We start from the raw sequence: 22,750 nt of genomic DNA on the forward strand, positions 1-22,750 counted from the left end.
AGGAAGTAATGAAGGGGAAAATGAGGGGATGGCTTTTAGGGATGGCCATTTTGTTGCTGTTGCTGTCTGCGTGTTCAAAGGATGAAAAGGTGGGTGCGGAGGAGAAAAATCCAGAGCCTTCAGAAAGTGATGAAGTTGAAGAAGTAGTAGAGGAAACCGATGAAGAGGATGATATGAATGGATTGCTCCGTTTTCAATCTCCATTCACCGGGGTGTTAACAGAGGAAGAAAATTGGGCGAGACCCGTCCTTGCAACCATCAACAACCATCCGGCTGCAAGGCCCCAATCGGGAATCAGCGAGGCGGATGTCGTATATGAATTTCTTGCTGAAGGAAATATGACCCGCTTCTTGGCATTATTCCAAAGTGAACTGCCGGAAACGGTAGGGCCAATCCGAAGTGCACGTGATTATTTCGTCTATTTGGCGAAAGGAATGGACGCATTTTACGTGGCACATGGTTACAGTCCGGATGCACAAAAACTTTTAGCTAGTCGTTATGTCGATCATGTGAATGGCATGCAGTATGACGGGACTTTATTCAAAAGATCATCGGACAGAAAAGCACCACATAATTCCTATATTAGCGGAGAGAATATCCAATCAGCTATGGAAAAAACAAATTCATCTACAGAAATTGACAAGGTTCCAGAGTTTTCCTTCCATGATTCAGTCGAGGATGCAAGAGTTGGGGATATTGCAACAATGATTGACATTCGTTTCAGTTCGGATAAAAATTTCATATCTACATTCTCATATGATCCGGAAAATGCAACGTATGACCGGATGGTAAATGGCATCAAAACAATTGATAAATTGAATGACACGCCAGTTGGAGTTTCCAATGTGCTCGTTCTTGAAGCAGCTCATCGCACAATCGATAGCGTAGGCAGACTGGCAATCGATATTGAAAGTGGCGGAAAAGCTATTCTGTTCCAGGCGGGTATTGCCAAAGAATTGGAATGGAAGAATATCGATGGTTTTTTAGTACCTTTCGAAAATGGTGCCCCAGCTAAATTAGTCCCTGGAAGAACGTGGGTTCACATTCTTCCAACTTCAGGAATATCAAAATCGGTCACTTATACTCCTTGAACGAACGATAGGAAATAGGGGGGAACAAGCATGCAAATAAATAAAATCCGAAGCGAGCAGACGGACAAGTTATTCAAAGCCATATTGGAACTGAAGGACCTCGAAGAATGCTATATGTTTTTTGATGATCTCTCCACAATGAGTGAATTGCAATCGATGGCTCAGCGGTTGGAAGTGGCACATGCGTTGAAACAGAAAAAGACATACGATCGAATCCAAAACGAAACCGGAGCAAGTACAGCGACAATTTCACGTGTCAGACGTTGTGTTGACTACGGTTCGGGGGGCTACAACACCGTGTTGAATCGTCTCTACCCGGAGCTCGTCGAAAATAGCGAGAAGAAGTGAACAGGCGGAGAAACGTTCCGCCTGTTTTTTTGGTATACTGAGGGATAGAAGAAAACAACGTAATTTGACGGATTAGGTGGTAAAACAATGGATTATAAACAATGGCGCCACGCCTTTAAATTGGACCCAGCTAAAACTTTAACGGAAGATGTACTTGAAAGACTTGCCGAATCGGGAACGGACGGTATTATCGTAGGTGGTACGGACGGTGTCACACTCGAAAACGTCCTTGATTTATTGGCACGTATTCGAAGATTTTCCGTTCCAGTCGCCCTTGAAGTATCGACCGTCGAATCGGTCACGCCGGGATTCGACTATTATTTCATCCCGACCGTATTGAATTCCACAAAAACGGAATGGATCAACGGAATCCACCACGCTGCCTTAAAGGAATACGGCCATATGATGAACTGGGATGAAATAATTACTGAAGGCTATTGCATCCTTAACACAGATTGCAAAGCAGCAAAACTTACCGGAGTGGAGGAAGCACCAGATGAAGAAGATGTCATCGCATACGCCCGTATGGCAGAACACCTCTTCAACCTACCGGTCTTCTATATCGAATATAGTGGAACATACGGAGACAAAGAAATCGTAAAAGCTGCCGCACGTGTCCTGAAAAACACACAACTATTCTACGGCGGAGGCATCCGAAACGCAGAACAAGCCAAAGAAATGGCCTCCATCGCCCAAACAATCATAGTAGGCAACATCATCTACGAAGACTTAAAAGCAGCCCTATCAACAGTAGAAGCTGTAAAATCAGTAATCATTCATTAATTATTTATTGCACTATTAGTATTAGCAATCTACGTTGATTGAAGCGTAGGGCGGCGACTCCAGAGGGATCAGCACGAGCTGAAGACCCCGCAACGAAGCGAAGCGCAGTGAGGAGGCTGAAGCCGTGCCCCTCGGAAAGCGTCCGCCCGAAGCGGAAATCAACAGTATTACTTATTAGGTTTATAAGCTATAATAAAGAACAAACGTTCCACGAAAGGCGGGAATCCTTTTGAATGAAATAGCAGCAGACTTGCTTGTCGGCATGAACCCCGAACAAGCCCGCGCAGTAAAAAAAACCGAAGGCCCACTCCTCATCATGGCAGGAGCAGGCTCAGGCAAAACAAGAGTACTCACGCATCGCATCGCCTACTTGATCGTCGAAAAAAATGTCTACCCTTCAAACATATTAGCCATCACATTCACAAACAAAGCAGCAAGAGAAATGCGCGAACGGATCGACGGCCTCTTAGGACCGGGAACAGGCGAACGAATGTGGGTATCCACATTTCACTCAATGTGCGTACGTATATTACGAAGAGACATCGATCGGATCGGAATCGCAAAAAGCTTCTCCATCCTTGATGCATCCGACCAACTGACTGTCATCAAAAACGTACTGAAAGAACGAAACATCGATCAGAAACAATACGACCCACGCGCAATGCTTGGAGCAATCAGCTCAGCAAAAAATGAATGCATCGATGCGGAAACATATAAGGGACAAATCAATCCGCATAACCCGTACGAAAAGACAATCGCAACTGTCTACGAAGGGTATACGAAGAAACTTCGTCAAAACCAATCACTTGACTTTGACGACCTCATCATGATGACTCTCAAACTATTTGAACGCGTACCGGAAGTCCTCGAATTTTATCAAAATAAATTCCAATATATCCATGTTGATGAGTATCAAGATACGAATAATGCTCAATACAGACTTGTTAAAATGTTGGCATCGAAATTCCGTAATCTATGTGTAGTCGGTGATTCGGACCAGTCCATCTACAGATGGCGTGGTGCAGATATCGGCAATATCCTTTCATTCGAAAAGGATTATAAAGAAGCAACCGTCATTCTTTTGGAGCAAAACTATCGATCGACGAAAAACATTCTGAAGGCCGCGAACGATGTAATCCAAAACAACCGCAGCAGATACGATAAGAAATTACGGACTGACAACGAAGAAGGTAATTCAATTACCGTCTATAAGGCTTCTGACGAGAGGGATGAATCCCAATTTATCGTACAAAGGATCATCGAGTTGAAGGAAAGTGAAAATCTCCGACTGGATCAGTTCGCGATATTGTACAGAACAAATGCGCAGTCCCGTATGATTGAGGAATACCTTGTGAAATCCAATTTGGACTACACGATTGTCGGGGGGACGAAGTTCTATGACCGAAAAGAAATTAAGGATTTATTGGCTTACTTGAAATTAATTGCGAATAACGACGATGATTTGGCGCTTGCAAGGATCATCAATGAGCCGAAACGGAGCATTGGAGCAACATCATTCGACAGAATGGCGCAATTTGCGATAGAAAACGATCGTTCAATCTTTGATGCTTTACAGGAAGTGCATTTCATGGGGCTGACAGCAAGAGCGGCGAATGAAGCAGTGAAGTTCAGGGATATGATCCATGGATTCACACAAATGCAGGAGTATTTGTCGGTCACAGAGTTAGTTGAACAAGTGTTAGAAAAGACAGGCTATAAGGAAATGCTAATACGAGAAAAAACAATCGAGTCGGAAAGTCGATTGGAAAATATCGAGGAATTCCTTTCCGTTACGGAAGCATTTGAAAAAAGAGCGGAGGAAGAGGGGGATCGTTCGCTTGTTGCCTTCCTGACAGATCTTGCGCTAATTGCAGACATAGATTCATTGGATAAAGAAGAGAACCAAACATCTGAAAAAATCGTCCTTATGACGATGCATGCAGCAAAAGGACTTGAATTTCCAGTCGTATTTGTTATTGGGATGGAAGAGAATATCTTCCCTCACTCAAGATCGATTGGGGATGATGAAGAGATGGAAGAGGAGCGCAGACTTGCGTATGTTGCAATTACGAGGGCGGAGCGTATGCTTTACCTGACTTGCGCGTCATACAGGACGTTGTTTGGACGTTCGAATTTTAATAATCCATCACGTTTCATTGCGGAAATTTCTGATGATATTATTGAAGTGCAATCGAATAACAATCAAGGCTTTTCATTTGGAGGGTCAAGAAGAACGGAAATGCCTGTTCGACCCGCAGTCAAAAAGCCGGTTTATCAATCAAGTGGTGGAGAGAAAATGGGCTGGAAAGCGGGCGACAAGGCGACCCATAAAACTTGGGGTACCGGCATGGTCGTCAGCGTAAAAGGAAAGGAAGACGATCTTGAACTAGATATCGCATTCCCGGAACCAGTCGGCATCAAGCGGCTACTTGCCAAATTCGCTCCGATAGAAAAAGCGTAGGGAGAGGAAAACATGGCCCAAAACTTAAATCAAAACATAGATAAGAATGACGTTGAAAAACGTGTGCGGGAACTCAATGACCTGCTCAAAGAGTATGGACATGCCTATTATGTATTGGATAAACCGGTTGTCCCTGATTCTGTTTATGACCAACTTTTACAAGAATTGATGGCCATCGAGGCTGAGCATCCGGATTTGGTTTTCCCAGATTCTCCATCGCAGCGTGTTGGAGGGGAAATCCTTGCCGGTTTCAGTAAAGTGGTCCATGAATTTCCGATGCTTAGCCTTTCGAATGTATTTAACGAAGAGGATATTCGTGATTTCGATAGGCGGGTACAAGCGGGTGCAGGTCATGCCATCACATATATATGTGAACTGAAGATAGATGGACTTGCCGTTTCATTAAAATATGAAAACGGCATCTTCATCCAAGGGTCGACACGCGGGGACGGGACAATTGGGGAGGACATAACAGCCAATTTGAAGACGATCCACGCGATTCCTTTGAAACTGTCGGAACCTCTCACAATTGAGGTCCGCGGTGAGGCATATATGCCGAAAAAATCATTCGTGAAATTGAATGAAATGCGTGATGAAAACGGGGAGGAGCCTTTCGCAAATCCACGTAATGCTGCGGCGGGATCGTTGCGGCAGTTAGACCCGAAAATCGCTGCTAGCCGCAACCTTTCCGTATTCATTTACGGAATAGGCGGAGATGGAAGTGCGTATGGACAAGACAGCCATTCGGATTCACTCGATTTTCTTTCTACTCTCGGATTTAAGACGAATACAGGAAGTAAGCGATGCAGTTCTATTGATGAAGTGATCGAGTATATAGAGTCATGGCAGGAACGAAGACAGGATCTTGACTATGAAATCGATGGCATCGTCATTAAAGTGGATGGGTATGAAGACCAGGAGCAATTAGGATTCACGGCAAGAAGTCCAAGATGGGCGACCGCATACAAATTCCCGGCTGAGGAAGTTCATACAAAACTTCTTGATATTGAGTTAAGTGTTGGTCGGACGGGAGTTGTCACCCCAACAGCAATCTTGGAACCAGTACGAGTTGCGGGGACGACAGTGGCCAGGGCGTCCCTTCACAATGAGGACCTGATCCGCGAAAAAGACATTCGGATCGGAGACGCTGTCATTATTCGCAAAGCTGGGGATATCATTCCGGAAGTCGTTAGTGTTCTCATTGAACAACGGACAGGAATGGAAGTGCCTTACCAAATGCCTGACAATTGTCCAGTATGTGATTCTGAACTTATACGAATTGAGGGAGAAGTGGCATTACGATGCGTGAATCCCCAATGTCCGGCACAGATGAAAGAAGCACTCATCCATTTTGTATCCCGCAATGCGATGAATATCGAAGGGATCGGGGAGCGGGTTGTTGACCAATTGTATACTGCAGGTCTCGTTCATGATGTTTCGGATCTATACGCCCTGACGAAGGACCAGCTTTTAACGTTGGAACGAATGGGGGAGAAATCTGCATCGAACTTAATCTCCGCAATTGAAGCATCAAAGGAGAATTCACTGGAGAAGCTTCTGTTTGGGCTTGGCATCAGACATGTTGGAGAAAAGGCGGCGCATATTTTATCGGAAGAATTCGGTACGCTTGAGAAAATCGCAGGTGCCGATGCTGATAGGCTCACATCCATTCATGAAATCGGAGATAAGGTCGCCGATTCCGTCATTTCATTTTTCGATAATGAAGATGTCCAGGAAGTGATCAGCAAGCTTGAGTCATACGGTGTTAATATGGAGTACAAAGGACGAGTGCGCGGGGAGTTGCCGACAGAAGGACCATTTGCCGGTAAGACGGTTGTATTGACAGGAAAACTTTCGATTTTGACGCGTCATGAAGCAAAAGAACGAATAGAGGCAATGGGTGGTAAAGTGAGTGGAAGCGTCAGTAAAAAGACGGATCTTGTCATTGCAGGTGAAGATGCCGGATCCAAGCTTGTTAAAGCGCAAGAGCTTGGCATCACAGTTTGGAATGAAACAGAGTTGGTCGATGCGCTCGGCGAAAAGGAGTAATTTTGTATGAAAAGGTTATTAGTAATCCCCGGCATGGTGGCCGTCCTCCTCTTGGGCGGCTGTCTACCTTCAATCGGCCCCAAAAAAGAGGATGTCGTCCAGGAAAATGAAAAAGTCGAGGAAACTGTCATGATTCCAGACGTCCAATTGAAAGACGAGTTTTACAGGACGCTCCTTCCTTTTAAGAAAAGCGCAAGCCGTGGCCTTGTTGTTAGCAATATTTACACGAAGTACGATGTCCAGGAGGCAGAAGAAGGCCTGATGCGCCTATCTGCCCTGCATTTTGATCCGAAAAATCACTTTTTCCAGGAAGGTCAGTATATCGATAGTGCTACTGCAAGTGCTTGGCTTGCGAGAAGTTCCAATAATGAAGAAGGCTTGAATCCGCCGGAAGCAAAGGCAGAGGATGCAGAGGTGCAGCCAATCTATCTTGCACATATATTGGAACAGAATTATTTGACGATGACGGATGACAGGAAAGTGCATCTATCCGGAATATCCATAGGACTTGCTTTAAATTCAGTCTATTACAGCAGAGATGGTAAACAAACGACCATTCCTGACAAGGAACTTGAAAAGAAAGGAATGGAAATGGCTGAAACCATTGTCAGCAGGCTTAGATCGAAAGAAGGATTTGCTGATATTCCAATAGTCGTCGGTCTTTTCAAGCAAGAAAAAAGGAATTCAATTGTTCCGGGCACATACTTTGCAACAGCTTTTGCTGATAAAGGTAAATCAGCACCGTCTGGATGGAAAGTAGTGAATGAGCAATATGTATTGCTTCCTGCCTCATCTGACATTGATAATTATCGTGAGCTCAACACGACATTTAGTCATTTTAAACAGGACATCGATAAGTACTTCCCAAGCTTCGTGAACGTAATTGGAACTGGATTTTTTAAAGAAAATCGAATGCAGTCGCTTCAGATTAATATACCTCTCCAATTTTTTGGGAAGTCTGAGATCATCGGGTTCACACAGTTTTTGACTGACCTTGTCAAAAAGTATTACTCGGATATCGACGTTGAAGTGAGCATCACTACAGTAAACGGTCCAGAGGCATTGATCGTAAAGAAAGCCGGAGAAAAAGAATTTGTCCATGTATACGGGTACTGATATCTCTCGTGCCCGAATCTTTTCAACAAAACAGTTAGATGGTATGATTAGTCGTACAATTGCAGTGGGAGGAAATCAAATGACGAAATTTACACAAGACGATGTAAAATACTTCGCGAATTTCGCAAGGATTGGTGTGTCGGATGAGGAAGCTGAAGTTTTTGCTGATATCATTTCCGATTTGGTCGGTTTTGGCGATGTGTTGAAAGAAGTCCAAACAGATCATATAGAGCCGATGACTCATCCGTTGCAGTTTGTCAACGTGCTTAGGGAAGATGTTCCACAAGATATTCTTGACCGGGAAGAGATGTTGGCAAGCGTGGAAGAGCATGAAGCCGGAATGATAAAGGTTCCGAATATCCTGTGAGAACGGGTTTTGAGGAGGATGTAATATGACGTTAATGAAAAAGTCGGCAGCAGAACTTCAACAACTTTTACATAATCGGGAAGTCTCTGTCAAAGAATTGACCGAAGATTCACTGAAACAAATAGAAAAACTTGACGGGAAAGTGCAAGCATTTCTTAAAGTGACTGAAAAAGAAGCTTTACTTAGGGCGGAGTCTTTAGATAATGAACCGATGGAAAATCGCGGCCCTTTGTTCGGTCTACCAATCGGGATAAAAGATAATATCATTACAAAAGGCATCACAACGACATGCGCGAGCAAAATGCTTGAAAATTTTGTTCCGGTCTATGATGCGACCGTCATGAACAAACTCAACCAGGCCGGCATGGTCAGCGTTGGGAAGTTGAATATGGATGAGTTTGCAATGGGTTCAACAACGGAGCGTTCAGCTTTCAAGACAACGCGCAATCCATGGAATTTGGATAGCGTTCCAGGCGGATCTTCAGGTGGATCAGCTGCAGCAGTTGCGGCTGGGGAAGTGCCTTTCTCACTTGGCACAGACACAGGGGGATCAGTCCGTCAACCTGCCGCTTTTTGTGGTGTTGTCGGGATGAAACCGACATATGGACGAGTATCCCGCAAAGGTCTTGTTGCATTCGCATCGTCTTTGGACCAAATCGGAACAATCACTCGAACTGTTGAGGACAATGCGCTTCTTTTGAATGCGATTTCAGGAGTGGATCCATGGGATTCATCCTCTTCGTCTATCCAGGTTCCTGATTTCCGTGCAGGCTTGACTGGCGACATTAAAGGATTGCGAATTGCGGTACCTAAGGAATACTTAGGTGAAGGTATTGCGGAAGACGTAAAAGAATCCGTTTTGCAAGCATTAAAAGTACTTGAATCCCTTGGTGCAACTTGGGAGGAAGTAACGCTTCCTCATTCCAAATACGCTTCACCGGTCTATTATGCAATCGCTACATCAGAAGCTTCTTCAAACCTTGCAAGATTTGACGGCATCCGATATGGATACCATCCGGAAGGCGCAAAGAACTTGGACGAAATCTATTTACGTTCACGTTCTGAAGGATTCGGAACTGAAGTGAAGAAGCGTATTCTTTACGGAACTTACGCATTGAGTGCGGATCATCACGAGGACCTTTACGTGAAGGCGATGAAAGTCCGAACACTAATCGCACAAGACTTTGCGACTTTATTTGAAAAATATGATGTTGTCATCGGTCCTACAAGTGCAACAACAGCCTATAAAATTGGCAATGTGGTGCAGGACCAATTGACATTGTATGCAAATGATGTATTAACAGTCTCTGTCAACTTGGCAGGTGTTCCGGCAATTTCAGTACCATGTGGCCTTTCTAATGGAATGCCAGTGGGCTTACAAATTATCGGGAAACATTTTGATGAGGCACTCCTATACAAAGTGGCTCACGCTTATGAGCAAGCGACTGATTTTCATACGCAATCTCCATCTTTAGGGGAGGGGAATGAATAATGAACTTTGAAACGATTGTAGGGCTTGAAGTCCACGTTGAATTGAAAACTGATACGAAAATCTTCTCGCCGGCACCATCCCATTACGGAGCGGAGCCGAATATGAATATTCATGTCACTGACTTGGCATACCCGGGTACGCTTCCAACGTTGAATAAACGTGCAGTTGACTTCGGTATGAAAGCTTCGTTTGCCTTGAACTGTGAAGTGGCGGACGTCATGAATTTCGACCGGAAACATTATTTCTATCCGGACAATCCGGCAGCATACCAAATTTCCCAAGATAAACGTCCTGTCGGCCAAAACGGCTGGATTGAGATTGAAGTTGAAGGGAAAAAGAAAAAAATCCGTATCGAACGTGTTCACCTTGAGGAAGACGCTGGGAAGTTGACGCATACGGATAACGGGTACTCACTTGTTGATTTAAACAGACAAGGAACGCCGCTTATCGAAATCGTTACGGAAGCGGATATCCGCTCTCCTGAAGAGGCTTATGCATTTCTTGAGAAATTGAAAGCAATCATCCAATATACAGGCGTTTCCGATGTCCGTATGGAGGAAGGGTCACTCCGTTGTGACGCCAATATTTCATTGCGTCCATTCGGTCAGAAGGAATTCGGCACGAAAACGGAATTGAAGAACTTGAACTCGTTCAACTATGTACGCCGTGGAATTGCGAATGAAGTAGAACGCCAGGAAAAAATCCTTCTTTCTGGAGGAGAAATCCAACAAGAAACCCGCCGATATGACGAGTCGACAGGCCAAACAGTCCTTATGCGCGTTAAAGGAAGTGCAAATGATTACCGTTTCATCAACGATCCGGACCTTCCTGAAGTTCATATTGACCAAGAGTGGAAGGACCGTGTTCGTGCTGAAATCCCTGAACTTCCGGACGCTCGTAAAGCTCGTTATGTCAAGGAGTTGGATTTGCCGGAATACGATGCACATGTATTGACATTGACGAAGGAAATGTCGGACTTCTTCGATGCAACTGTTTCTGCTGGAGCTGATGCGAAGCTTGCTTCCAACTGGTTGATGGGTGAAGTTTCCGCTTATTTGAATGCTGAACAAAAAGAACTGCATGATACAGCCCTTACACCAGAAGGGTTATCCAGCATGATTAAACTGATTGCAGATGGAACTATTTCATCTAAGATTGCGAAGAAAGTGTTTAAAGAACTGATCGAGAACGGTGGAAACGCTGCCGATATCGTGAAGGAAAAAGGCCTCGTTCAAATTTCGGACGTAGGAACACTTCGTACAATCGTAACAGAGATTTTGGATGCGAATGAACAATCCATAGAAGACTATAAAAACGGTAAGGATCGTGCTGTCGGATTCCTCGTCGGACAAGTTATGAAAGCGACGAAGGGTCAAGCTAACCCGCCGATGGTCAATAAAATCCTCCTTGAGGAAATTAACAAGCGATAACCAATCAATATTAGTGAACGCCCTATGCCCGTGTGTATAGGGCGTTTTACTTTTATCGTTAGCATCCTATTTGATTCGGCTGGTGAATAGACTTAAACTAAGGGAAAGGAGTGTGTAAATATGAAAACTGAAAAACAATATTTTGATGAAGCAATAACTCTTGAAGCGTATATGGATAAGATGGAGAAGCATAAAGAGAACAGCTTCGGCATTTACGAAAAATTCGAAGTGCCTCAGGACGATGAGTTCATTGAAATCTTGAAAGAGAAAAAGCCAAATGTTTTGGTCATAACTGAAGATTGGTGCGGGGACGCCATGATGAATAATCCAATCCTTCGTAGAATTGCTGAAGCTGCTGAATTGGACGTGCGGACTGCCTATCGTGATGAAGATACAGATTTAATCGATAAACATTTGACAAATGGCGGAAGATCAATCCCGATATATCTGCTTTTAGATGATGAAGGGGAGGTCATTTCGAAATGGGGTCCACGCGCGGCTTCGATACAAGAGGATGTACTTGAGCGCCGTAAGCAGCTCCCTGCGAAAGAAGATCCATCATTTGATGAGAAACAGCGTGCCTTCATTTCAGAACTGATGACAGAATATACGACACAACCCGAATTATGGTTGACGGTCTATGAAGACATTCGCAAAACATTCATGCCGGCACTACAAAAAACGAATTGATTGGTATTTGGTGGAACAAATACTTATGATATTGCGTCCTAATGCTGGATCAGTAACGCATATGCAAGTGCGATAATGTATGAATTGAGAGGGAACCTGTATGAAGCGTGCACGAATCATTTATAATCCGACAGCAGGACGTGAAATATTCCGAAGGCACCTCGCTGATGTGCTTGAAAAGCTTGAGAAGGCGGGATATGAAACATCAGTACATGCGACAACCGCAGAAGGCGACGCGACTGTGGCTGCGAAGGCAGCAGTGGAACGTGGTTTTGACGTCATCATCGCCTCAGGTGGTGATGGAACGTTAAATGAAGTCGTTGCGGGTATTTCATCATGCGAAAAACGACCGAAAATCGGACTGATTCCAACAGGAACAACGAACGACTTTGCACGGGCACTGCGCATTCCCCGTGATATAGATGAGGCTGTGGATATCATTATCAATGGAGAAACAATACCGGTTGACGTCGGACTAATGAACAACCGCCATTTTATCAATATAGCTGGTGGTGGCCGGATGACTGAATTGACATACGAAGTGCCAAGCAAGTTGAAAACGGTTCTTGGACAGCTTGCCTATTACTTGAAGGGCATAGAAATGCTGCCGTCCATCCATTCGAGTAATGTACGAATCGAGTACGATGATAATGTGTTTGAAGGGGAAGCGATGCTATTTCTCGTCGGACTCACAAATTCTGTAGGCGGATTAGAGAAACTTGCGCCAAATTCAAGTATTAACGATGGCAAGTTCACATTATTGGTTTTGAAAAAGTGTAATATTGCTGAATTTATCCGGGTTGTTAGCCTTGCATTACGCGGTGAACATCTCGATGATCCGTTAGTCATTTCATCTCAAGCATCGAAGATAAAGGTAACTTCCTCAGAGGAAGTTCTTCTGAATTTAGATGGCGAGTACGGCGGAACGCTACCTGCCGAATTCGAGATTAAATACCGCCATATTGAAATGTTCGCGACGCTTGATCAATTGCGGGATCAAGACAGAATTGATAACGACGAAGACAATGAAAAAGCTGCATGGGACTAATCCATGCAGCTTTTTTTTATATTGTTTCAGCTGATAAATTCAATATCTTCATCTTGCCCGGCAGCAAGTTGGGGTAAATTATGAATCGGCACCCATTGACAGTGGAAGATCATGCCATTATCCAGTCCATCGCTTCGGACAAGATTATCCCATTCTTTTTTATCTTCACCTATATAACTAAGATGGAAGATATTTCTTTCATGCACCACATCTTTTCGATGCTCCGGAAAGTAATTTCTTTTATGCACTTTTCCCTTCAACTCCAGCTGCTCGCGTCTAATACCGGTCTCTTCTTCAATTTCCCGATATAATGCATCGATGAGCAGCTCATTCTCTTCGATTGTTCCCCCAGGAACCTGGAAACCAGCTTCCGGATTGCCCTTTTGATCGAACACAAGGATTTTGCGTTCGTTGTTTTCCCCTTTTGTAATGTAAGCTAATACTTTTCGTTTCACTTCCATTGTGCTCACCTCTCTTTAATCCTTTCATTATACATAAGATTCAAACTACTCTCAAGATGATTTTGGACAAAAATAGTTCACAGTTACTGTGACAAATTTGTTATTTCAATCGCAAAGAGGGAAAAGTATTAAGCGAAAGTCATCTTATATAAAGAGTAATACTGACAGAGGAGGCATTGATTCCGTGTATAAAAAACAGGAGAAATGGCTTATGTGGTTAGTTTTTATCGTCGCGGGAATAATGTTCTTGTCCATCGTGGGAAGAGTTCTCGGAAGTTGAAGGAGGAGAAGTAGATGGGAAATGAAGAGGCTGTTTTTTATTCGCGAGTCTTAACGGAACTAACGTTATCCTTCCATATCATTTACGCGACAATCGGTGTCGGTGTTCCACTCATGATCATGATTGCCCAATGGGTAGGTATCAAAAAAAACGATGAACATTATATATTGCTTGCAAGAAGATGGGCGCGCGGATTTGTCATTACGGTCGCAGTTGGTGTCGTGACAGGAACTGCAATTGGTCTGCAATTATCTTTGCTATGGCCAACTTTCATGGAGTTTGCAGGGAATGTCATTGCACTCCCACTTTTCATGGAAACATTCGCATTCTTTTTTGAAGCTATTTTCCTCGGAATTTATTTATATACGTGGGACCGATTTGAGAATCAGAAAAAGCATTTGCTGCTATTGGTACCGGTTGCAATCGGTGCATCGTTTTCAGCTGTATTCATAACGATGGTGAATGCGTTTATGAATGCCCCCCAAGGCTTCGACATCGTCAATGGGGAACTTGTTAACATCAATCCGATCATCGCCATGTTCAACCCCGCGATGCCGACGAAAGTGGCGCATGTCGTTATTACGGCTTATATGACTGCAGCTTTTGTGTTAGCGGCGATTGCAGCATTCCGATTATTGAAAGGCTCGGATCATATTTATCATAAAAAAGCACTTTTTCTAACGATGAAATTAGGGTTCATCTTCTCACTTGCAACGGCATTAATAGGGGATTTCTCCGGTAAGTATTTGGCGGAGTACCAACCAGAAAAGTTAGCTGCTGCAGAATGGCATTTTGAAACACAGGAAAATGCCCCACTCATCTTACTTGGTGTGTTAAGTGACGGGGAAGTGAAGTATGCCCTTGAAATTCCTTTCGGGCTTTCCATGTTAGCGCATAATAATCCGAAAGCTGAAGTCATCGGTCTGGATCAATTCCCGGAGGATGAAATACCGCCGTTATATATCCATTATTTATTCAACATCATGGTGTTTATTGGCATGTGGATGACAATCCTATCCGCTTTGTATTGGATTGGCGTCAATCGAGGGTGGAAACGCGTTTCTACAAGCTGGTTCCGTTGGCTGATTGTCCTTGGAGCACCACTGACGATGATTGCCATCGAGTCAGGTTGGTGGCTTGCTGAAGTAGGAAGGCAACCTTGGATTCTCCGCAATATCATGCGCGTAGAGGACGCGGCGACGACAAGCGGGCAAGTTGACTTAATGCTCATGTTGTTTGCACTATTATATCTCATCCTTGGAGTCGGAAGTATCGTCGTCCTCAGACGAATGTTCATCAAAAACCCTGTAGAGCAAGAGCTTGCCGATCGACATATGGAAAAGGGCGGTGATTTACGATGAACCTCGAAATATTAGGAATCACGGTTCTTTGGTCGTTCCTATTCGGTTATATTGTCGTTGGTGCAATTGATTTTGGCGCCGGGTTTTTCAATGCATACAGCCTTCTGACAGGAAAAGAGCGGGTTCTTACGAAGGTCATCCAACGCTATTTATCCCCTGTCTGGGAAGTGACGAATGTATTTTTAGTCTTCTTCTTCGTAGGGATTATCGGATTCTTTCCGAAGACGGCATTCTATTACGGAACGACTCTATTGGTACCCGTCAGCATCGGAGTCATCCTGCTTGCGATACGCGGCTCGTATTATGCGTTTGAAACTTACGGTCCAAGAAGACATAAAGGCTATTCGTTCATGTATGGACTTTCCGGGCTATTGCTTCCCGCATCCCTTTCCATCGTCCTCACCATTTCAGAAGGCGGCTTTATAGAAATGGTGAACGGGCATCCTGTACTTGATTACTGGGTGCTGTTCACGAGTCCTCTGACGTGGTCGATAGTTGTCCTAAGCATATCCGCAACACTATATATTTCAGCAGTTTTCTTAACTTGGTATGCCAATAAAGCAGGGGATATCGATGCGACGGACTTGCTTCGGAAATACGCACTCATTTGGTCACTGCCAACTATCATCACAGCAGGTGGCATCGTTTTCGAATTGCGAAGGCATAATTTCGAACACTATAGCAATATCCAGACATTTTGGCTACTGTTCCTTGTTTCATTTTTCATGTTCATTGGTACGGTTTGGTTACTGTGGAAGCGGCGTAATTATGGCTGGGCGTTCGGGTTGCTTGTAGGGCAATTCTTCTTTGCGTTTTTCGGATATGGCGCATCGCATTACCCGTATTTGCTCTACCCGCATTTGACGCTTTACGACAGCTTCACGAACCCGGCTATGGCAATTTCACTTGTTGTCGTTTTCATCTTAGGACTTGGTTTACTGATTCCGTCGTTAGTGCTGCTTATGCGTCTGTTCCTGTTCAATAAAGACTATGTGCGTGGAAAGGATAACTTCCATGCGTAAAGGGAGATGATTGTACAATGACTGATTTTATGATTTTCTATGCGCCTTTCATCATACTAATCGCGGCCATTATCATAGCATTTTTAGTTGCACCGCTGGACGGTTCTGTAAATAAAGAAGAGTAATGGAAAACAGACGTCTTTTGGCGTCTGTTTTTTGCAACTTGAAAACTTATCGGTCATTTCCCGGCGGATATCGATCATTTCCCAGCATTTATCGATCATTTGGGAGAGGTTATCGATCATTTCCCAGCATTTATCGATCATTTGGGAGAGGTTATCGATCATTTCCCAACTTATATCGATCATTTCCCGAGATATATTGTCATTTTAGGACTTTTGAATCAACTAAAGTCGGTGAAATACTTGCCGCTTTGAATGCCTGCCGACGCCCTTTTTTGTGTTAGACTATGTACATATGAAATTTGGAGGAAAAATCATGTCTTATATTGTAAATAGAAACGACCGTCTCACTGTCCATGTCGAGGACTTGACACATGACGGATCGGGAGTCGGAAAAGTGGAAGGATATCCACTCTTCATCCCCGGAGCATTACCTAAAGAGGACGTGGAAGTAGAAGTCGGGAAGACGTTGAAGAATTATGGATTCGCACGTCTACTTAATGTGAAAAATCCATCCCCGGATCGAGTCACTCCACCTTGTCACGTCTTTTGGGAATGCGGCGGGTGCCAGCTGCAACATTTATCATACGAAGCACAGCTCATCCAAAAGCAAAAACAAGTCCGCGACGTCATCCATCGAATTGCGAAAATGCCACACGTTCCTGTTCACCCGGTAAAAGGAATGGAAGACCCATGGCGCTATCGCAATAAATCCCAAATCCCCTTCGCCGAGCGAGATGGAAAAGTTGTATCAGGATTTTACAAACCCAGAACACATCATATCGTTGACACGGATGTCTGTATCATTCAAAGCGAAGAAGCGGATGAACTGATGTCGACGTTGAAGCATAAAATGCATGAGCTTGGACTTGATGCGTACAACGAAAAAACACATCGCGGTATGTTAAGGCATTTAATTGTCCGTAAAGGAAAAGCGACTGGAGAAATCATGGTTGTCCTTGTGACGCTCAAAAAGAAGTTTCCTCAGAAAGAGGCAGTCGTTGAGCTGATCAAAAGCGTAGTGCCAGAAGTGACGTCCATCATGCAAAACGTCAACGGCGAAAAAACGAACGTCATTTTTGGGAATGAAACGATTCCACTTTACGGCAAATCTTTCATCATCGATAAAATCGGCGACATTCAGTTCGAGATATCAGCACGCTCTTTCTACCAAGTGAACCCGGTACAAACCGAAGTGCTCTACCGTCAAGCGCTTGACTACGCCAATCTCACAGGCGGCGAAATGGTAATCGACGCCTACTGTGGCATCGGCACGATTTCATTATTCCTTGCTCAAAAGGCGAAGGAAGTGTACGGTGTCGAAATCGTTCCGCAAGCAATTGAAGACGCCAAACGGAACGCTGAATTGAATGGAATGACTAACGCCTATTTCGAAGCGGGGGCTGCGGAAGATGTCATTCCGAAGTGGTACGCAGAGGGTAAGCGATTCGACGTTTTAGTTGTCAATCCGCCGCGTAAAGGCTGTGATGAAAAGCTGTTACAAACCATCTTGGAATATAAACCAAAACGGGTTGTGTATGTATCCTGCAACCCAGGCACTCTGGCGCGTGACTTGCGGATTTTGGAAGACGGCGGCTATCAGACGAAAGAAGTCCAACCAGTGGACATGTTCCCGCAAAGTAGCCATGTGGAGTGTGTATCGTTGCTACAAAGAGAAACTGTAACCCCAAAATAAAGTCCTGTACTTTATAAAAAAGTCGCAACATCTTTTATTTCGTGTTTAAAATAAAGTCCTGTATCAAAAATCCCTGAAACCCTTGTCATTACTCGGTTCCTGGTATCCTTATTTCTACTCAACTTCTTTTTAAATCGAAAAAAACGTGAACAAAAAGCGTGAAAAAAGGGTAGAAAAACGGTCAAAACGTGATCAAAAATGTGTGAAAATGAGGGAAAGATAGCGTGACTTTATTTTAAACGTCAACGGTGGAATGCGGGTTTGCGTGGGGGAAAGATGTGGTGAGTTTATTTTAAATGGACATAGTAAGTACGAAAAAACGGGAAAAAGTTGAATCTTTTTCTCGTTTTTTCTAAGGTGCAAGGTTTAAGGTGGAAAGAATGGTCTTTATGCAGGGAATCATTTGATAGAGGCTTTTATTAATGATGGAGATTGGTTATAATTGGGTTGATACGATATTGCGAGTATCGTCTCACTAACCGAACTGTTTGAGTTCGGTTCGGCAAAAGTAGATCCATTTAAAGAGCTACCCTCTTTCAGGCTTCGGGTAGTTCTTTGTTTTTTATGCCAGAATGCAGTTTCATTGGAGTTAGAGTTGTAACTGTTATGGATATTTTTGGATAATTTAGCTCAAAACCATTGACTAACAGAAAATAAGAAGCTATATTATGACTGTAGGCAATACTTTTATATATTTTTGATATTTTTTAAAGCTAATTTTACTTAGATTATTCAACTCAATACGTTTAACTTTTATGTTTCAAAGGGAGAAGTATGTCCTTTTTTGGAAACGTGGTTAAAGCGTTCGTATTGATGTCTAAGTAAAATTAGCTTTTTTTGTTCCTTGAAAACTTCATACCTGTCTTATTTATTTTTCATTCCTCTTACATAGTTGAAGTCTGTCAATGATGAACGGACTCCAACGAAATGATAAAGGAGTGATTTCCCATGGGAAATTATGTTAGTTGAACCCTAAGAGAATTGCTATATTTTCCAATCTGATAAAAAGGAGAAGATGACAAGTGGAGACTTTAGTAAATAGAAAACACTCAGGAATAGTTAATGTAAAGAGAGAAAGTGATCAAACTGAACTATATTTGCACCAACTGGAAGCTATGAATGCAATGGACAATAAAATACTTGCAACAGATAAATTTGCAGGATTGGTTGTTTTGCCAACAGGCGGGGGCAAGACAACGACAGCAGTTCGATGGGCATTGGAGAGATTTATAAACAATGGAAAGAAGGTACTATGGATTGCTCATCGTCATGCTTTATTAGAACAAGCCCTATCGGATTTTAAGTCAAATGCCTATTCAAGCATAGTAAATAATAGAGTAGCATTTAGGTATAGAATTATTTCAGGACAACATGACAGACCTGCCAACATTAAAAAAGATGATGATATTGTAGTTGCGAGTAAAGACAGCCTGTATAGGGGTATTCACCATTTAGTGAACAATTGGTTGAAATATAATGATGATGTATTACTTGTGATAGATGAGGCACATCATGCTACAGCAAAAACCTATAGGGAGATTATAGAGATTATTAATAAAAAAACAAGAAAATCAAAGGTATTGGGACTGACTGCCACACCGTTTCGAACTGCAGAAAAGGAAAGAGGATTACTAAGAAAAGTATTTGTAGATGATATCATTTACGAGGTCAGTCTGAGAACACTTATTTCAAGAGGGATTTTAGCAAGACCGATATTCGAAAAAATACAAACACACATTCCAATAAGTAAACTGAATGACGAAGATTTTAAAAGTATTGAAATCTTTAATAATATTCCTCCAAAAATTGCCTCCCACATTGCAACAAACAAAATTAGAAACAATAGAATTGTTGAATCCTATGTGAAAAATAAAGAGGAATACGGAAAGTTACTTGTATTTGCTATCAATAAAACTCATGCAATTACACTGAACACATTGTTTAGGGAAAAGGGAATTTTGTCCGATTATGTAATATCGGAAGGTTCCGATATGCAAACAGAAGTAGATTTGTCTCCAAAGGCAACTAAAGAAAAGATTAATAGATTTAAAAACGGTGAATTAGAAGTGTTAATCAACGTAAATATCTGTACTGAGGGAACAGATATACCAGCAGTACAAACTGTATTTTTGACAAGAGAGACTACTTCGCACATTTTAATGACTCAAATGATTGGAAGGGCTTTGAGAGGACCAAGAGCTGGTGGGACAGAAAGAGCGTACATCGTTAGCTTTGTTGATGACTGGCAAGACAAAATCGCTTGGGTCAATCCTTCTCAACTTTACAGGGGAGGGGGTAGTTTTGAAGAAAAAGAGAGTCCAACTCCAGAAAGGCTTTCGAGGTATGTATCAATAAAGAAAATTGAGGAATTTATAAAAGTTGCAGATAGTTTAATTAAGACTGAAGACTTAGCAAAATTGGAGTTTGATAAAGCAATCCCTGTCGGCATTTATACGTTTTCGTTAAAGAAGCAATTAGATCAGGGTGTAGAGAATGACAAAAGTTGTGAAATATTAGTTTATGATAGCACTCAACAGGTATATAAGAATTTCATAGAAAGTCTACCTGATATCTATTTAGACAACGAATTAAGGGAAAAGGGATATTTGGATGATGATAGAATGATTGGTTTAGCACGATATGTTGCTTGTGAGTTCTTTTCAAACATTGAATTAATTCCTGGCGATTTAATGTCAGATATTATAGATATTCTTAGTTATTATCGAACAACAGGTCAAAAGCCAGTGTTTTTAAAATTCAATGATAGGGAGAAATACGATATATCCAAAGTTGCCCGTCATATTTATGTAAATGAATTAGGGGGTAAGAGAAAGAAAGATTATATTGATGAAGTATGGGAGAGTGAAGAAACGTTCTTTAAAATTTACTTTAATGGAAACAAACTATATTTTAGAAAATGTATTGATATGGAATTGTTAAAATTAGAAGAGCCAGAGATGTTTGATAATATAAAGAAACTTTCGGTTCCCGCATAAATAAATTATTGAAAATAGAGGTTATCCTGTTTGGAGGATGACCTCTATTTGGTTAATATACTAATGGCTAAATTCCGTTGGTAATTTGTTATCAAAATGTCCTCTTCGTCTATGATATAAGGATCATTTCGATCAGAAAACAGGATTTCCATTTTGGAAAACGTAATAGAGGAGAGGATTGTTTTTGAATAAGGAACAACAACAAATGAAAGATGATTTTGGGAAAATGTTAAAAAGGTTGAGGGTAGAACAAGGGCTTTCTTTAAATGATCTCTCAATTAAAACTGGCATCTCAAGTTCGTACATCAATAGGCTTGAGCAATCAAAAAGAAAATCTGTGAGCTTTCCCAAACTTGTGGCACTTTCAGAAGCATTAGGAGTTGAACCTTGGGTGCTTGCGGGTTCAAGTCTCAACTGGAGTAAAGGTGAGACAACAGATTTAAAAGAATTATTATTCAATCACCAAATACAGCATAACGGTGAAATACTAAGTGCAGAGGTCAAGGAAATACTACTTGAAATCCTTGAAGTAATCCTCAGTGCCAAGTGGTCAAAAGAAAGTCTTTTGCAAGAATTGCAGGAGATCGGGGAATTGATCAGCGAATTAAAGGACATTTAGTCTCTCAGCGGTAACAGGCATCCTGTTGCCGTTTACATACACAATAGATATAAGTTATTAATGTTATAAATATAAACTTCATATATAATATAGATTTCTCCGATACCAGGAATATAGAACTTTATATAACATATATAGTAAGTATATAGATGATATCCATATGATTTTTAAGCCGAATAAACGCTCGATTAGACTGCTTGACTATACCAATAACTTCTTTAAAATTCACAGAAAATGGAAAAATAAGATGAAAAAAGATGGTTTATAAAAACCGACTGAAGAACAATTTTATAAGTAAAAACAAAGCACTTACCGAATCTATTAGTGAATTTGGTGGTGCTTTTTCATGAAATTATTTTACATAATTTTGATAACCAGGAATAATTTAAAATCGAAAAGAAGATTGGTACGAAGCATTTAAAAGTCATTAGGATGAAATCCTCACCACTATCCATAAGGATCTGCGTTATAAAAAAAGAAGAATTGGGGATTATTTTAAGCCAGAAGTAGATTATGAAAAAACCATTGAGAAAATTGCAGAAGTCTTTCAGAAAAAGATAGATGGTCTTTCTACCAAAGAAGAAATGGTAAAGGTGGTTCGGCAGGAAATTATAAAAATTGTACAATCGAAAAGTTTGTTCAAATTCTAATGGAGTTAGAAGAGCAACCATTTCCAACTGAAGACAGTTATAGAATTCAGTTGGAGGAATTATCCGAACAGTTGTTAACAAAGTAACACTATAGAAAGACTTCATATCTTTTGGGAAATGATTCTTTTGTTTTTATGTAATATTACAGCAGTATTTATAGAACGTTTGTTTCATATATACAAAATGTTATTTTATATCAATCTTTCTTGAAATTCCAATATGGTATTATTAAGTAAAGGAATATACTAACAAATGAGTTTATTGCTCAGTAATGATAAGATTTACCTAAATATTGCATAGTAGAAGCGGAATAGGATTGATATGAATACAGCCTATTATACAAAATACTTTGCAAAAAAGTTAATAAATCGTTTTGGATCAAGAAGTATGTGAAATGTTATTTTAATGTCATCAAATTCACTACCATTGGATATTCTTGAAAAACATAAACAAAAGTTGTTAAAAGAAGTGTGGAGAAACTCAGAGAGTTATGGAAGTAAACAATAGATATTTTAGAGAAGAGCAGGATAGATTACAAGTTGGAATAAGATTTAATTCTTGCTTCCGAAAAGGAATTAAATGATATTCAGCAAAATACACAAGAATTGTCAAGGAAAGTATGACTGGCAACAATTACGGAGGAGCAACACAATATACAAGTTCAAATC

The 22,750-nt window shown here is 41.7% G+C and carries 17 protein-coding genes; 16 read left to right on the forward strand and 1 reads right to left on the reverse strand.

From position 1 onward, the window contains the following. Window positions 1–8: 8 nt before the first annotated feature. From NSQ43_RS05660 to NSQ43_RS05710, 11 genes are all read left to right on the forward strand, one after another. The gene (locus NSQ43_RS05660) at window positions 9–1,091 is read left to right on the forward strand and encodes a DUF3048 domain-containing protein (protein WP_339253801.1); all 1,083 of its coding nucleotides are present in this window, start codon (window positions 9–11) and stop codon (window positions 1,089–1,091) included. Window positions 1,092–1,121: 30 nt separating this feature from the next. Then, a complete protein-coding gene (locus tag NSQ43_RS05665; RefSeq protein ID WP_339253803.1) occupies window positions 1,122–1,439 on the forward strand; it encodes a YerC/YecD family TrpR-related protein in 318 nt (105 codons plus the stop codon). An 87-nt stretch (window positions 1,440–1,526) separates the two neighbouring features. Further along, window positions 1,527–2,222, forward strand: a complete 696-nt coding sequence (locus NSQ43_RS05670; protein ID WP_339253805.1) for a heptaprenylglyceryl phosphate synthase — start codon at window positions 1,527–1,529, stop codon at window positions 2,220–2,222. A 229-nt stretch (window positions 2,223–2,451) separates the two neighbouring features. After that, a complete protein-coding gene (pcrA, locus tag NSQ43_RS05675) occupies window positions 2,452–4,683 on the forward strand; it encodes a DNA helicase PcrA (protein ID WP_339253807.1) in 2,232 nt (743 codons plus the stop codon). Between the two features lie 12 nt (window positions 4,684–4,695). Further along, window positions 4,696–6,732, forward strand: coding sequence for an NAD-dependent DNA ligase LigA (gene ligA / locus NSQ43_RS05680; protein WP_339253809.1), 2,037 nt, complete (start codon window positions 4,696–4,698; stop codon window positions 6,730–6,732). 6 nt (window positions 6,733–6,738) lie between these two features. Beyond that, window positions 6,739–7,848 (forward strand): CamS family sex pheromone protein, encoded by a 1,110-nt coding sequence (locus NSQ43_RS05685; protein WP_339253811.1) that lies wholly within the window; start codon window positions 6,739–6,741, stop codon window positions 7,846–7,848. A gap of 79 nt (window positions 7,849–7,927) precedes the next feature. Next, window positions 7,928–8,215 carry an Asp-tRNA(Asn)/Glu-tRNA(Gln) amidotransferase subunit GatC gene (gene gatC, locus NSQ43_RS05690; RefSeq protein WP_339253813.1) on the forward strand — a complete coding sequence of 96 codons (288 nt, stop codon included), beginning with the start codon at window positions 7,928–7,930 and terminating at the stop codon, window positions 8,213–8,215. Between the two features lie 25 nt (window positions 8,216–8,240). Then, on the forward strand, window positions 8,241–9,707 hold the full coding sequence (gene gatA, locus NSQ43_RS05695) for an Asp-tRNA(Asn)/Glu-tRNA(Gln) amidotransferase subunit GatA (protein ID WP_339253815.1): 1,467 nt from the start codon (window positions 8,241–8,243) through the stop codon (window positions 9,705–9,707). Further along, on the forward strand, window positions 9,707–11,137 hold the full coding sequence (gene gatB, locus NSQ43_RS05700; protein ID WP_339253817.1) for an Asp-tRNA(Asn)/Glu-tRNA(Gln) amidotransferase subunit GatB: 1,431 nt from the start codon (window positions 9,707–9,709) through the stop codon (window positions 11,135–11,137). The genes gatA and gatB overlap by 1 nt, the downstream gene beginning before the upstream one ends. Before the next feature lie 120 nt (window positions 11,138–11,257). Then, window positions 11,258–11,827, forward strand: a complete 570-nt coding sequence (locus NSQ43_RS05705) for a thioredoxin family protein (RefSeq protein WP_339253819.1) — start codon at window positions 11,258–11,260, stop codon at window positions 11,825–11,827. A gap of 100 nt (window positions 11,828–11,927) precedes the next feature. After that, window positions 11,928–12,875 (forward strand): diacylglycerol kinase, encoded by a 948-nt coding sequence (locus NSQ43_RS05710; protein ID WP_339253821.1) that lies wholly within the window; start codon window positions 11,928–11,930, stop codon window positions 12,873–12,875. A gap of 26 nt (window positions 12,876–12,901) precedes the next feature. Here NSQ43_RS05710 and NSQ43_RS05715 read toward each other — a convergent pair whose 3' ends face one another. Then, window positions 12,902–13,336 (reverse strand): NUDIX domain-containing protein, encoded by a 435-nt coding sequence (locus NSQ43_RS05715; protein ID WP_339253822.1) that lies wholly within the window; start codon window positions 13,334–13,336, stop codon window positions 12,902–12,904. Between the two features lie 294 nt (window positions 13,337–13,630). Between NSQ43_RS05715 and NSQ43_RS05720 the strand changes: the two genes are divergently transcribed. The 5 genes from NSQ43_RS05720 (at window position 13,631) to NSQ43_RS05740 (ending at window position 21,432) form a co-directional block, all read left to right on the forward strand. Next, the gene (locus NSQ43_RS05720) at window positions 13,631–14,977 is read left to right on the forward strand and encodes a cytochrome ubiquinol oxidase subunit I (RefSeq protein ID WP_339253824.1); all 1,347 of its coding nucleotides are present in this window, start codon (window positions 13,631–13,633) and stop codon (window positions 14,975–14,977) included. Beyond that, window positions 14,974–15,999: a cytochrome d ubiquinol oxidase subunit II gene (locus NSQ43_RS05725; protein WP_339253827.1), complete on the forward strand. Its 1,026-nt coding sequence runs from the start codon at window positions 14,974–14,976 to the stop codon at window positions 15,997–15,999. The genes NSQ43_RS05720 and NSQ43_RS05725 overlap by 4 nt, the downstream gene beginning before the upstream one ends. 438 nt (window positions 16,000–16,437) lie before the next feature. After that, window positions 16,438–17,817: a 23S rRNA (uracil(1939)-C(5))-methyltransferase RlmD gene (rlmD, locus tag NSQ43_RS05730; protein ID WP_339253829.1), complete on the forward strand. Its 1,380-nt coding sequence runs from the start codon at window positions 16,438–16,440 to the stop codon at window positions 17,815–17,817. A gap of 1,022 nt (window positions 17,818–18,839) precedes the next feature. Continuing rightward, window positions 18,840–20,813: a DEAD/DEAH box helicase gene (locus tag NSQ43_RS05735; RefSeq protein ID WP_339253831.1), complete on the forward strand. Its 1,974-nt coding sequence runs from the start codon at window positions 18,840–18,842 to the stop codon at window positions 20,811–20,813. 184 nt (window positions 20,814–20,997) lie between these two features. Further along, window positions 20,998–21,432: a transcriptional regulator gene (locus NSQ43_RS05740; RefSeq protein WP_339253832.1), complete on the forward strand. Its 435-nt coding sequence runs from the start codon at window positions 20,998–21,000 to the stop codon at window positions 21,430–21,432. The last annotated feature ends 1,318 nt before the right edge of the window (window positions 21,433–22,750 follow it).

The sequence above is a fragment of the Sporosarcina sp. FSL W8-0480 genome (genome assembly GCF_037963765.1).
Lineage (GTDB): Bacteria > Bacillota > Bacilli > Bacillales_A > Planococcaceae > Sporosarcina.